The 14,310-nt window shown below is 46.6% G+C and carries 10 protein-coding genes; 4 read left to right on the forward strand and 6 right to left on the reverse strand.

Annotated elements, in window-relative coordinates; translation table 11 throughout:
• Nucleotides 1-6: 6 nt before the first annotated feature.
• Complete coding sequence (locus U0358_RS12920) at nt 7-2,163, reverse strand: TonB-dependent siderophore receptor (RefSeq protein ID WP_322406538.1); 2,157 nt, start codon at nt 2,161-2,163, stop codon at nt 7-9.
• Nucleotides 2,164-2,274: 111 nt separating this feature from the next.
• Between U0358_RS12920 and U0358_RS12925 the strand changes: the two genes are divergently transcribed.
• The 3 genes from U0358_RS12925 to U0358_RS12935 all read left to right on the forward strand — a co-directional run bounded on the left by U0358_RS12925 (nt 2,275) and on the right by U0358_RS12935 (nt 6,104).
• Nucleotides 2,275-3,420 (forward strand): PepSY-associated TM helix domain-containing protein, encoded by a 1,146-nt coding sequence (locus tag U0358_RS12925; protein ID WP_322406539.1) that lies wholly within the window; start codon nt 2,275-2,277, stop codon nt 3,418-3,420.
• Complete coding sequence (locus U0358_RS12930; protein WP_322406540.1) at nt 3,420-3,890, forward strand: PA2404 family protein; 471 nt, start codon at nt 3,420-3,422, stop codon at nt 3,888-3,890. The genes U0358_RS12925 and U0358_RS12930 overlap by 1 nt, the downstream gene beginning before the upstream one ends.
• 72 nt (nt 3,891-3,962) lie before the next feature.
• A complete protein-coding gene (locus U0358_RS12935) occupies nt 3,963-6,104 on the forward strand; it encodes a TonB-dependent siderophore receptor (RefSeq protein WP_322406541.1) in 2,142 nt (713 codons plus the stop codon).
• Nucleotides 6,105-6,182: 78 nt separating this feature from the next.
• On the opposite strand, the gene U0358_RS12940 is transcribed toward U0358_RS12935, so the two are convergent.
• The 4 genes from U0358_RS12940 to U0358_RS12955 form a co-directional block, all read right to left on the reverse strand.
• Nucleotides 6,183-6,839, reverse strand: a complete 657-nt coding sequence (locus U0358_RS12940; RefSeq protein ID WP_110013507.1) for an epoxyqueuosine reductase QueH — start codon at nt 6,837-6,839, stop codon at nt 6,183-6,185.
• A gap of 92 nt (nt 6,840-6,931) precedes the next feature.
• On the reverse strand, nt 6,932-7,405 hold the full coding sequence (locus U0358_RS12945; RefSeq protein ID WP_317497745.1) for a nucleoside deaminase: 474 nt from the start codon (nt 7,403-7,405) through the stop codon (nt 6,932-6,934).
• 92 nt (nt 7,406-7,497) lie between these two features.
• Nucleotides 7,498-9,918, reverse strand: coding sequence for a TonB-dependent receptor (locus U0358_RS12950; protein WP_416182989.1), 2,421 nt, complete (start codon nt 9,916-9,918; stop codon nt 7,498-7,500).
• A gap of 142 nt (nt 9,919-10,060) precedes the next feature.
• A complete protein-coding gene (locus U0358_RS12955; RefSeq protein WP_322406542.1) occupies nt 10,061-10,771 on the reverse strand; it encodes a ZIP family metal transporter in 711 nt (236 codons plus the stop codon).
• Nucleotides 10,772-11,007: 236 nt separating this feature from the next.
• Here U0358_RS12955 and U0358_RS12960 point away from each other — a divergent pair, with 236 nt between their 5' ends.
• Nucleotides 11,008-12,954 carry a S8 family serine peptidase gene (locus U0358_RS12960; protein WP_322406543.1) on the forward strand — a complete coding sequence of 649 codons (1,947 nt, stop codon included), beginning with the start codon at nt 11,008-11,010 and terminating at the stop codon, nt 12,952-12,954.
• Between the two features lie 74 nt (nt 12,955-13,028).
• On the opposite strand, the gene U0358_RS12965 is transcribed toward U0358_RS12960, so the two are convergent.
• On the reverse strand, nt 13,029-14,309 hold the full coding sequence (locus tag U0358_RS12965) for an anti-phage deoxyguanosine triphosphatase (RefSeq protein WP_322406544.1): 1,281 nt from the start codon (nt 14,307-14,309) through the stop codon (nt 13,029-13,031).
• Nucleotide 14,310 lies beyond the last annotated feature (1 nt).

The raw sequence follows: 14,310 nt of genomic DNA on the forward strand, positions 1-14,310 counted from the left end.
GTTAACTTACCAAGCGTATTTAAGACTTAGCTCAAAATTACGCTCTGCGCCAAAGAAACCCTGGTTATAAAAGTCGATGCTTGAATAGTACTTTTCGTCAAAGATATTGTTGACGTTCAGGCTTAGATCTAAGTTCTTACCTAAGTTGTAATTCGCCATACCGTTTACAACTGTATAGCTGTCCCGAATAAAGGTTTCACCATTAGGGCCAATCCCCGGGTTAGATACATCACTTTGCCAGTTTGCATTAACACCAAGCTTTAAAGCATTGGAGGTCGTATAAAGCACGCTGGCTTTCACCATATCTTCCGCCAAGTAAGGTGCGTAATCTGAACCGTCGCGATCAGTCGATTCGTTATGCGTATAACTGAAGAAAATATTCAGCGCATCTGTTGGCTTACCGTTAAGCTCCAGCTCATAACCTTCGCTTTCTGCGCCATCCACTCCAATAGAAGGGAAAACGGTGGTGCCTGGCAGAGGGTCGGTATTATTAGGGTCATTGATTGCTAAGTTATCTTCCTTAACTTTATAAACAGCAAAGCTGGCAGAAAGCGCTTCGTTAAAGAAGTCACCTTTAATACCAATTTCAGAATTAGACCCTTCAATTGGACCGAGCAACTCACCATCAACGTTAAATGCATTTTGGGGCTGGAAAATTTCAGTATAGCTGGCGTACGTAGAAATAATGTCGGTAACCTCGTAAACCAAACCAACGTATGGCGTATTGACGCTTGAGTTTTCGTAGTCACTTGTTGCCCAGGGTGACTCAGACAATGAATCGTAGTTGGTTAAACGATTACCAATTATCGCGGTAAATTCGTCCGTTAAACTAAACTGAGCAGCAGCGTAAACGCCTTCCTGAGTATGTGATTCTAACGTAGTGTACGCAGGCGTATCGCTAAAGTTGGGACGTGGAACCCCATTTCCCCAGTCGAACAGGCTAGGAACTATTATGGTATCAGTAATACCATAAGAAGTTGCATTAACATCTTGCTCAGCATAGAGAGCACCTGCCGTTAACTGGTGCTCGCGGCCAAATAATTCGAATGGGCCGGAAGCCAGAATACGGAATGAGGTTTGCTCTCTGTCTGAAACGTAATGATTAGGTGATGGCTGAAAGTCGGGATCTGGACTCTTACCCGTTGCCTTATCTGGGAAAAATGCGAAATAAAGCAAGTGGCCGTCCATCTCACCTTCACGGCGTTCAACATCCATTTGGATGTCCCAGCCGTTATCAAACGAATGCTCTAGTTGCGCAAATATATTCGTGCTTTCTCTGCCCCACTTATTCCAAGGAGATGCAGTCGTGGTACTCACCGATAAGTCATCAGCCTGAGTGCCGTCAGAATAGAACAGTGGTAATGCACCCCACATGCTACCTTTCGGGTTGCGTTGGCTGTAATCAGCTCCCACTGTCAAACGTGTTTGAGTACTTAAGTCAGCTGTTACTACCGCATAGATTTGAGTATTTTCTTTCTCCGAAAAGTCGACGTAGCTTTCGCCTTCTTCATAGGCCATTGCTACTCGCGCTTTCACATTGCCGTCTTCCGTCAATGTCTGAGAATGGTCAGCCTCAAAACGGTAGTTACTCCAGGAGCCAATACCAACGCTTGCGTAACCGCCATCTTCATACTTAGGACGCTTACGAATAAGGTTGATGGCAGCAGAAGGTTCGCCGGCGCCTGTTAACAAGCCTGTGGCGCCACGCACAATTTCAACTCGTTCAAAAATAACGGAGTCCGCCAAAGCTTCGCTAAAAAAGCTGTTGTACGCAATAGGCACACCGTCAAACTGGAAGTTGGTTACATCGCGGCCTCGGGCACGGAAGAAATAGCGATCCGTTTCTGCCTGCTGAGCCTGAATACCCGGCGCGAACTGCATAACATCGGCAACGGAGTCGAGCGAGAAGCTGTCTATAAAGGTGCGATCAATAATAGAAATCGACTGTGGAGTCTGACGCAGTGTTAGCGGCAGACCTGTTGCCGTAGTCGCCTGATCCAAAGAACTGCCAGTAACTTTAATATGTTCAAAAATCTTTTCCTGAGCTTCTGCTTGTTGTTCATTTTTCTCAGCAGAATCTTCGTTTTGTGCTGCTACAGCAGCGGAGCTTAACAGCACGGATGCTACCGTTGTTGCTACTAAATTTCTGGCGAATGCCTTCATGAATTGCCTCCCGACCATAGGCTTTAAATACGAATTGTTCTCATAAACTATTGTATTTGATAATTGTTCGTATTTACAATATTATTCCGTAAAATTCTCAGGGAGCTCAGAATGACACAAAGGCAATGGTTTAAATTACATGGGTGGTGCTCGCTACCAATATGGATCCTGTTTTGCTTTATCTGCATTACCGGCACCATCGCTGTATTCAGTCATGAGCTAACCTGGCTGTTTAACGAAAATGCGCGTGCGGTTAATCCTGAAGGTTTGCCGGCTCAGCCTGTATCAGAGCTGGTTGCTACCGTCAAAGACCAGTTCCCAACGGCCAACGTTACGACAGTAATGGCTTTCGAACCCTACATTATTAATGCTGTCATTTTTTCAACCGAAAACATTCCTACCGGTATTGCCTATGTAAACCAGTACACCGGCGAAATTCAGGAAGTTAATCAGGGCATCACTTTTATTAACTTTATGCGCTCACTGCACAGCTGGTTACTATTCCCCTGGCAAGACGGCTACAGCGTTGGTTACTATTTAGTGTCCGCCATGTCCTTTGTCATGATTGGCGCTCTGGTTACCGGCCTGGTTATCTATAAGAGGTTCTGGCGCGCCTACTCGCAACCTAAAATTCGTACCGAGCAAGGCAAAAAAACTTTGTTAACCGACTTACACAAGCACGGCGGCGCCTGGTCCATTTGGTTCCTAATTGTTATGAGTTTAACTGGCCTCTGGTACTTTACACAGCAAGTGCTCTGGCACGCAGACATTGATATTGAAGAACACGCTCCTCTGGTTGAAGTATCTGACATTCCCCTGGGTGAAAAAGCACAGCCACCGGTGTCTTTTGAAGATGCTTTACTCATAGCAGAACGGCGTTTTCCCGATATCCGCCCCAGCTTCATTATGATGCCGGAACATAACCGCGACATGTTTAAAATTGTGGGCGGCGGCGACTTTATATTTTACGATCAGTATTCCTATCGCTTGGATATTAATCCATGGAACGGCGAGGTAGCCCGAGCGGTTTCACCCGACAACATGAATACGCTGCAAACCATTCAGCATATTGTTGATCCGTTGCACTACGGCACCATTGGCGGTATTTGGACCAAAATCATTTGGTTTATTTTCGGACTGATCTTGTCCGCCATGTCCATTACCGGATTTATGATTTGGGGTTCTCGCACGATGAAAGCGGCAAAAGCCAAACGCACACCATTGCAAGAGTCGCTACAGAATGAAGGAGCTAATTAATGGCGCGCCGTAAAAATACCTTCTGGAACCGGAATAAATTTAAACTTAGTGGCTTAATTCTTATTCTGCCCTTTTACTTTCTGTACCAGCAACTGCAGCTACCAGAGCTGCCTCCCGTCTGGGATGAAAAGCAAGCAGGCCCGTTTAAAGTAGCCTTACAACCAGCAAATAATGACGCGCCTTACGCGCATCACGAAGACTGGGTGAAAGACTTTTCAGCGTACGTTAACGAAGGGAAAGTCAGTGATATTCGGCAGGGTTACGTGAACATTGGCGAAAAGCCAATTGCTATTGAGGAATTGCAACAAGATGATGTCGGCATTTTGCACGGTAGTGAATTATTGCAGCACGTTCATGCCATCGCGCCACAAAAGTTTGAGCCTCAGCAACGCGTTTGGGTCACTCTGCAAACCTGGAATGGTGAGGTTCACAAGGTAAGTTGGCAGCTTCCTGAAACTTGGGTTAAATAAAACTTTAAACGCGAATTGTTTTCATTTACAATTCTTTTCAATTTAGATCACATCTAATATTTGAGGGGAATAATGAAGATTCAAAAAACTATACTGGCGGCTAGTATTCTGGCCGCCCTGGCTTCCACCAGCAGCTACGCACAAGAAGAAAAACAAGAGAAAACTCAGGAAGAGATGATGGAAACCATCAATGTCAGCTCTCGCGGACTTATCTCTTACGTTAGTGCTACTGGCTCCAAATCTGACACACCAATTATTGAAACGCCTTTATCGGTTTCGGTTCTGACCGAAGCTCGTATCCAGGACTTAGGCGCTGTTACCGTGCAGGATGCTATCGGTTATGTGGCAGGCTTATATAACGGTCCATTTGGTGTGGATACCCGCGGTGATTGGGCGAAAATTCGTGGCGTTGCGCCGGTTCAGTATCTTGATGGCCTTAAGTCTCTGTTTGGTAACTACAATAACGTTCGCGTTAACCCTTATTCCCTTGGCCAAATTGAAGTTTTAAAAGGACCCAGCTCTGTTCTTTACGGACAAGGTTCTACCGGCGGCATTATTAACTTAGTGAGTAAACGTCCGAAGGCAGAAACCGAAGGTCAGTTCTGGGCGCAGTTAGGTAATTATTCCCGTAAGCAAGTTGCCGGCGACATTACTGGCGCATTGAACGATGATGCTTCATTAACCGGCCGCTTCGTCGGGCTATACCGTGACAGCGATACGCAAACCGATTACGTTCCGGATAACAGCCTGGTACTGAACCCGTCGTTAAGCTGGCATGCCTCTGAAGACACAAAAATCACCCTTATCGGTAATATTCAGCGCAATGAGTCCGGTTCCAGCACGCAATTTTTCCCGTGGCAGGGAACCTTGTTACCGAACGAATTTGGCCAAATTGACAGCTCTACTTTTGTATCAGAACCTGGTTTTGATAAATACGAAACTGAACAAGACGCCTTAACCACAATTATAGAGCATGATATTAACTTAGACTGGCGAGTCCGCTTTGCGAGCCGTTATAGCGACAGTAACGCTGACTACAACACTATGTACTCGGCTAACTGGCCTCCGCAGTTTGAAGAGGATAACCGCAGCTTTGAACGTTATGCGTACATTTACGATAACGATAGTGAAAGCTGGACTAGTGATATTCAGCTACATGGCTCTGTCATGACAGGCTCAGTATCTCATGAGTTAGTCTTCGGACTTGATTTTCAGGATGCCAGGACCGATTCGGACAGAGCAGTTGGTTATGGCGGAGTCATCGATCTTTACGACCCCATGTATGGCCAAGTCGAAAACCTTCCAACGCAGGATGATGTTGTCGATGCGCCGTCCCTAACAAATCAGCAGTTAGGCTTGTACGCACAAGATAACATGAGAATTGATGATAAATGGTTGATTTCTGCCGCTTTGCGTCGAGATCGCGCAACAAACAACCCGGCAAACAGTAGCGCCACTGAACAGTACTCAACCACGGGACGTCTTGGTTTTATGTACCTAATGGACAAGGGCATTTCTCCCTACATTAGTTACAGTGAGTCCTTTTCTCCAGTGATAGGAAGAGACGCTTACGATAATCCTTTTGTGCCAATTGAGGGGGAGCAATGGGAAGCCGGTGTAAAGTACCAGCCTCACGGCACTGAGCATCTTTTAACAGCATCCGTATATCAGATTAAAGAAAAAAATAGAAAAACCCCCGTTCAAGACGATGCAGCTCCCGACCCTGGTGGCCAAGTTCAAGTTGGCGAAGCTGAAATTGAGGGCGTTGAATTAGAAGCCCAGTTAGCCTGGGAATCTCTGGATGTCTACGCTAGTTACGCTTATACCGATGCTGTAATTTCGAAAAGTAACAGACTAGGTGAAGATGGCGCAACGTTGTCAGCGACGCCGGATCAGCAAGCATCTGTCTGGGCAACTTACCGTCCTGATAATTGGAACGGCTTTAAGATAGGTGCCGGTGTTCGTTATGTCGGTAATACTTCTGACGGCAGTGCGTATGTTGAGCAAAACGGCGTGGTACTCAATGATCCACTAGAAACTCCAAGCTATACCGTGTTTGACGCTATGATCGGATACAACTGGGACAACTACAGCGTGAGCCTGGATGTGGACAACCTGACCGATAAAACTGTTATTACTTCGTGCTTGTCTCGTGGTGACTGTTTCTACGGACAGCAACGCACTATTATGGCGAACTTCCGTTATAACTTTTAAAGCTTACTGAGTGTAGCTTTCACGCGCAGCCCCGGGCGTATCTCTTCCCAGCGTCCGGGGCTCTTTTCTAGGTGTGATTTATTCGTTGGTGTAGTATTGAACGCCTATTTCTATGCGATCACGGCCATTTTTCAGGCGCCAGCGGTTCATGTCTCGTAATGAGTACACACAGCCACAATATTCCTGCTGATAAAAACGTTCACGTTTGGCAATTTCCACCATACGCGCCGCGCCGCCTTGTTTACGCCAGTTAAAGGTCCAGTAATGCAAACCTGGGTATGGCGCTACCGCGCGCTTACCGCAGTCGTTAATCTGGTCCATGTTTTTCCAGCGCGAAATACCTAAACAACTGGTAATGGTGTCAAAACCGTTTTCATGAGCATACAACGCTGTACGCTCAAAGCGCATATCGAAGCATTCGGTGCAACGCTCACCGCGCTCCGGTTCCCACTCCAGGCCTTTAACCCGTTCGAACCAGTTTTTAGAGTCGTAATCGCAGTCAATAAAGTCCACACCCAGCTTTTCAGCAAAGCGGATGTTCTCTTCTTTACGCAGCAGATACTCTTTTTCCGGGTGAATATTCGGATTATAGAAGAAGATGGTAAATTTAATGCCAGCTTCCGCCATGCGCTCCATAACCTCACCTGAACATGGCGCGCAGCAAGAATGCAGCAGCACGTGATCAGACCCCGTCGGAGTCTCCAAAACAATGGATTCTTTCTTGTTTCTAGCCATAATTCTCTCTTCGCGGCTGAAATTTGTGCGAATTATAACTCAAACAGGCCTTGAGGATCACGACTAACTTTGCACGCGATAGCGGCTTAACCCTATTCGCTTTCTACGTGGCGCTTATGCAGCTCATACATTCTTGGCAACAGCTCTTCTACAGGCCCGTCCACTTGTATTTCGGGAACCACTGAATTAAAGGGCAACTGATTAACACGAGAGTGGTTACGTCCAAACTCCTGATACCAGCGAACCAAATGCTGAGTTGAATGAATGAAGACCACTCGACCCAAACCGGCCCAGCCGTGTGCTGCGGAGCACATTGGGCAATGCTCCCCAGAAGTGTACATTATTGTATTCTGTCGTTGCTTTGACGACAGGTTTTGTGCAGCCCATCGGGCGAGTTCAATTTCGGGATGATAGGTTTTATCGACTGAATTAACACGGTTTCTGTCTTCTTTTAAAACACGCCCATATTCATCGACTAAAACCGAACCAAAAGGAGCATCTCCGGCCGTTAAAGCCTCTTCGGCCAATTCAACACAGCGTAACAAATAGGAATTTATGTGGGTCATGGTTGCTCCTTTGATCCAGTTGGGTCACGCTGTTGCCTGACGCAGGCAGATAAAATCAGCTATCTTCGAATTATCCGCCTGCTCAGCCTATTTTAGAAGTTATACACTGCCTTAAATTCTACGTTGCGGCTTTCCCCAGGTAAACCACCTAAGAACAGCGCTTTAGTATAGTAAGTTTCATTCAGTAAGTTTTGCACGTTCAACTGGAAGTTCCAGTTACCCGAAGTGTAAGCCGCTGCAGCGTCCCACACGACATAAGAATCTACTGTTGAATCAGGCAGGCCAAAAGCAGTGGAATTAATGCTTTTCTCATCTTCGTAAGTCACACCAAGACTTAACTTAAGTGGCTCTGGCAGAGCACTAAAGCTGTAGTCATAACTCGTCCACAAGCTTGCAAACTTTTTCGGTACACCTTTAGACTGCGCTGAATGCTCGTCGGCACGAATACTAATCGCGTCCTGATAGGTTGCGTTTGCATTCATTGACCAGCGCTCGTTTAACGACAAATTTAAATCAAACTCGACCCCTTCGGTATTGTCTTCGTCGTCGTAAAAATACTGAGGCACATCAATATTATACTCTGGATCTTCCGGGTTATCGTTAAAGTCCGGGTTAGCATAACGTAAGTTGGTTCGACGTGTTTCAAACCAGACTAAAGAGCCCAGTAAATTATCATCAAAAGCGGTGAAACGAACGCCCACATCAAACGACTTCGATTCCGAATCCGGCCGGTCGTTTTCGCCGCTGATACCACCCAAAATACTGTATGCCGTTCTGCCTTTGGATAAATTAACAAAGCCGGCAATGTTATCCACAAAACGATAGTTTAAACCCACATTATAGGTGTAACCCGAGTCGTCCGTATCTGCTTCATCACTGATGCCCGGAGCGCGATCGGTTCCTTTGTGCTGGTAGCTCTGCTCGATTGTCGAGTGTGCACCGCCAAATCGTCCTGTCAGTTTCGGTGTAAAGTAAATGACCTCTTGTAAGCTAATACCCCAGGCACTTACCGACTTATCGTAGTTTGAACGTAAGATAGGGTCGTAATCCATAATACTTCCGCTGCCCCAGTTCGGGTTGCGAATATCCAGAATATAAGGAAGCGCGTTCGCTGAATCACTGCCGTCGGCATCATAAGCAGACCAACTTTTAACGGACATATCCCGATCTTCGTAGTTGGCACTAATTAATTGCTCACCATTCAAACCGAACAACTGCCAGTCATGACGTAAATCTGCAAAGTACTGCCAACTGGACTCTTCTGAGACCTGACGGCGATACTCCTGCCTTCTGGCCGAAAAGGGGTACAGTTCGCCATCAACAACAAGCGGGGCACGAGGGTTTGCATTGATTTCCCCGCGTCGGTTCCAATAAACGTAATTGTACGCTCCGGTTTGACGGACATAGTCTGAATCGTATTTTCTGTACTGTAACTGTTGAGTTAAGCTGGCGGTTTGGCCGAACTGTAGATCATGACGTAATTTAATACGCTTTTCTGACCCGTCATTCGGCTCAGATAGGGGGGAAATCAGCCCTTGTTCACCTAAATCATGGGGTTCAAGACCATCGGTATCGGATAATGACTCAGCTAGTTGCTGTCTTTGCTCCTGAGTCAGTTGTAAGCCGTAAATGCCGTCGTTATCGGCGTCTGTACCGTTTGCTAAATCCTCACCGGTTACACTTCCCGGAGTGCCCGGCGTGCTGTCCCAGTTTATAATTCTGACTGGGTGGCCAACTGAATCGACCTGTAGCTCGTCTTCTATCCAGGCTGTGGATAAACGGACGCTGTTATCAGAGTTGAAACGATATCTTAATGAACCATAAAGCTCTGAGCGTTCCTCAGATAGCCCGCGATAACCATCACTGCTGTCGTGATTAGCGACCAGTCGATAAGCCAGCTTATCAGTAATAGCAGAAGTGGCATCCAACATTAAGCCATAAGCGTCCCATTGTCCGCCTTTTACCTTTACAGTGTAAGCAGGCTTATCTTGTGGCTTTTTCTCTACCAAGTTTATCACACCGCCTGCGGCGCCAATCCCGTAAAGCCCGGTTGCAGGGCCTTTCAGTACTTCAATGCTTTCAATGTTAGTCATCGAACGGGTGGGGTTAAAGGTATTACCTAAGCCCGCTCCCCCGTACATTCCATCGTAAGTATAATTGGCTCCCAGTCCGCGAATAATCAAGTTATCGCCCACACCATAGTTATTACCAGAATGAGTTAAACCACTGATGTTACGTATACTTTCCTGCAAACTATCGCTGGCTTGTTCGTTTAATAATTCTTTATCAACAACCACAACAGCAGCGGGAGTTTCCATTAGCGCCATTTTAGACTTAGTGGCGGTGCCTGAATCTAATATCAGTTGATTGTGATGACCATAAACACTGATGTGTTCCATGTCTTTTTCAGTTTCCTGATTGGCAACGGCCGGTACACTGACCACCGCCATGAGCAAGGCAGACTGAATTGACTGAGATAACAGCGAACGCTTTTTACGGCATGGTAACGTCATTTGGAATTCCTGCTTTTTGAGTCGTTTGTTTTATCGGTGAATATTAAGAATTTAAAGCGGGAAGGATTCTATACGCCCAAGGCCTAAAAGTAAATGAAAACCATTACCATTTGTATTTTAAAAGGAAGCCTGAAGCCTCCCGTCACTGACCCAACAACTGCTTACTCAGCATGCCAATAATAAAGCCTAATACGGCTCCGAGAGTCGGCATCCAATGCCGTTCCATTTTTGCCTGTGGTGCTATGTCCTGAAATACCAGATAAAGAATACCACCAGCGGAAAAACTCATGATCATCGCCGTAACCTGTGGTGCATTGCTTAACCAACAATAACCCATTATCGCGGACAGGGGACCGAAAAAGGAAACACCTAAAAGCCCGATTAAAGCGGTTTTAGTGGCTAATTTTGCGGATTTTAGTTCACGATAGGCATTAAAGCCTTCCGGAAAATTTTGCGCGGCAATGAAAATAGCCAGCAAAATGCCCACTTTTGGGTTAACCGTAAATACCGCCCCCAAAGAAACAGCCTCTGGCACAAAGTCGAGTATCATTGCCATAAATTGTGAGACATTGCCCTCATGCTTTTGCAACCAAGCATCAACAAAGCAAAAAGTAACGCCGCCAGCGGCAAATAACCCTGTCAATTGCCAGGCATTCAGCTCTTTCATACCCTCTGGCACTAATGCAAAAGCCACAGCGGCCAGTAAAATACCACCACCAAATGCCGTAACGCCGTGTACGAGTTCTTTCTTAACTGTCGTATTGGCTTTGCCTTCAACGTGCGCTAAAAAGCCACCGAAAACCGCCATTAAGCCAGCTCCCCAGGCAATGATCAGCATAATATAAACGTTCATAAGCCACCGTTATTAACATTGTTAATGGAAAAAGCGCAGCATCTTTTCCCTGACGATAAATTGTAAATATTTTGTAAAGATTGTTACAAAACCTCTTTAAATGCTTCATTTTTTGTTATTAAATACAACAATTGATGTCACTTGACGTCATTATCATGCAGCCAAACGTCGTATCCTCTGCTGCCATCTTAAGGGTCTCTCACAACCCAAAATAAAAACAAAGAGAATATTACGTTATGAAAAAACTAAGTATCCTCACACTGTCTGCTCTAGCAGTATCAGTTTCAGCAGCATACGCAAAGCCTCCCGAGCATTCTCAGGCTCAACCTTTGCTTCAAAACCAACAACAAGTTGAAAGTGATGCTCCACAGCGTTACATCATTAAATTTAAAAATAATGGTAACGCGGTCCAGAAAATGGGCAACCGTGGCCGCTCTGAGCTTGCGATATCACGCGCCAGTAATACGGTCAAAAAAGCCGGTGGCCAGATTAAACTCAGCATGCGTCACAATCTAGCTGTTGCAGCTGAACTTAGTGCAAAGCAGAAAAAGCGTCTTGAGAAGAACCCGAACATTGAATACATCGAAGTTGATCATAAACGTCGCTTCATGGCTCAGGACGTACCTTATGGTATTAGCCAAGTTCAGGCGAACTTAGTCGATGACAGCGTTGCAGCCGCAACCGCAGGTGGTAAGAAGATTTGCGTTATCGATTCAGGATTAGAGTTACCGCATGAAGATATGGGGATCCGGGGCGGGACCATAACCGGAACCAACGACAGCGGTACAGGTAACTGGCACGACAACGGCGGTCCTCACGGTACCCACGTAGCCGGTACTATTGCTGCTTTAGATAACGGCCTAGGGGTTCGTGGCGTTATTGGCAGCAACCCGAACCTTCACATTGTTAAAGTCTTTAATTCTAACGGCTGGGGTTACTCATCGTCTTTGGTTTCGGCTATTGAAACCTGTGCAGACAACGGTGCAGACGTAGTTAACATGAGCTTGGGTGGCGGTGGTTCAAACCAGACCGAAGCCAACGCTATGCAGAACCTTTATAACCAGGGCGTTTTACTTGTAGCTGCTGCTGGTAACGATGGTTCAGCGTCTAGCGAGACCGATTCAATGTCTTACCCTGCATCTTACAACGCCGTGGTTTCAGTAGCCGCTATTGATAACAACAAGCAGCTAGCGGGCTTCTCACAGAAAAACAGCCAGGTTGAAATTGCAGGCCCGGGCGTTAACGTTCTTTCAACTTACCCGGAAGGTACTGGCCAGCAAGGTAACTATGGCACCATGAGCGGTACGTCTATGGCGTCACCTCACGTAGCCGGTGTTGCTGCGTTAGTCTGGTCACATCACCCAAGCTGCAGCGCGCAGGAAATTCGTAGCGTTCTTAACACAACAGCACAGGATTTAGGCCCTGCAGGTCGCGACGTTCAGTTTGGTTACGGTTTGGCACAAACCAAAGACGCTGTAGACTATATCGACGCTAACGGCTGTGATGGCTCAGGTGGCGGTGGCGGCGGCGATCCTGAGCCACCAACAGATAATGAACTGGCAAATGGTCAGACAGTCAGCGACTTGTCAGCTACAACCGGTGATTCCCTTTATTACACCTTAGATGTTCCAGCCGGTGCAACTGACCTGAGCTTTAGCACGAACGGTGGTTCGGGTGATGCCGACCTGTATGTTCGCTTTGGTTCAGAGCCAACTCAGTCAAGCTACGATTGCCGCCCATACGAAAGTGGTAACACCGAAACCTGTACAATTTCAAACGTACAAGCTGGTACTTATTATGTCATGGTCAATGCTTACTCCAGCTTCTCTGGCGTTAACCTGACAGGTTCGTTCACAGAGCCTAGCTCCGGTGGCGGCGGTGAAGGTGACTCGGTATCAGCTACAGACTTATCTGGTAACAGTGGCGAGTGGACTCACTATTACGTCGACATTCCTGCAGGCATTTCATCACTTGACGTAACAATGTCCGGCGGAAGCGGCGACGCTGACCTTTATGTTCGCCGAGGCAGCCAGCCTACGGAGTCTAACTACGAGTGCCGTCCCTACCGCTCAGGTAGCAACGAAACTTGTAATATAGAGTCTCCGTCTGAAGACCGTTGGTATATTAGCCTTAAAGGCTACACTAACTACTCCGGCGTCGACCTGTTAGTTGAATGGGAATAAGATTATTCTCTAATCAAAACCACTCGTAAAACGCAAAGGGTGCCAATACGGCACCCTTTTTGTTCAGTAGCTGATTAAAACTTATCAAATACAGAACCGTTATCCGGACTGAATAACTTACTGTAGAGCTTAGTCGCGTAATTGTCTGTCATGGCTGAAATATAGTCGCAAATAACGCGTTTGGGGTTTTCTGCGTTTTGATACTTTTGCAGAGTAGAACCCGGCAGCAACTGTTCAGGGTTTTCGCTCAGTACCTGAAACAACTTCAGTATCATCATTTGGCCTTTGTACTCCAGAACCTGCACCGAAGAGCTACGAATAACATGCTTAAACACAAAGTCCTTCAGCACTTGCAGAGTATGTTCAATGTGTTCCGGAAGGCTTGCCTGCAGATCTAGCGAGGGCGATTCAAACAAGTTCTGTTCTGTAACTTCAATGGCATCCACAAAATGCCCGACAAGTTTACTAATTGCATGCTTGCGTGCCCGCTCTTGCGCTGAAAAAAGTGCTTCGGTATAAAAGCGCTCTTCCTGCATAATAACGCTGTTGTCGTCCAGCACCGCGAGTACGTCTTCGCGCCACTGCTTTTCAGTTACCAGATTCAGCGCCAGTGAGTCTTCCAAATCGTGCACGCCATACGATATATCGTCTGCCAGTTCCATAATAGAGGTATCAAAAGCTTTATATTGCGCTTTGGTTTTCCCCTCATTCGTTTTAGAGGAGCGAAAGGTCGCTTTGTCTTTGGGAGTCAGCGGTTCCAGTATCCAGTCCAACACATCATTTTCGTCGTCATGAATAGCTTTGGGCGGTTTAAAAGCACTTAAGTGGTCTTCGGCAGAAAATGAGCAAGTACTAACTTCGCTATGCAACACTGGATACTTAAGCACGCCGAGTAAAGTGCGCCGGGTTAAATCCAAACCGTCGTGGTCGGAATACTCGCCCAGCTTAGAAATAATACGCAGCGTCTGGCCGTTGCCTTCAAAACCACCATTGCCATGCATGTGATAGTTCAGTGCTACTTCTCCACCATGCCCGAACGGAGGGTGACCAATATCATGGGCCAGACAAATGGCTTCAATTTGAAAATAAGACGGGATATGCATCGAAATAGCGTCGTTCTCTGCATACTTTTGCTTTAACTTCTCACAAATGCCCGAGCCAATCTGAGCCACTTCCATAGAGTGCGTTAAGCGCGTGCGATAAAAGTCACTTTCGCCCACACCCAGCACCTGAGTTTTTGCCTGCAAACGGCGAAACGCCGACGAGTGAATAATACGCGCCCTGTCACGCTGGGCATCGCTGTCCGGCGTAGCCGAATTAAAGGTCGTAGTCTTTCCTGAGCGGCGTTTAAGCATA

Source organism: Idiomarina sp. PL1-037 (assembly GCF_034422975.1).
In the GTDB taxonomy this organism is placed as follows: Bacteria; Pseudomonadota; Gammaproteobacteria; order Enterobacterales; family Alteromonadaceae; genus Idiomarina.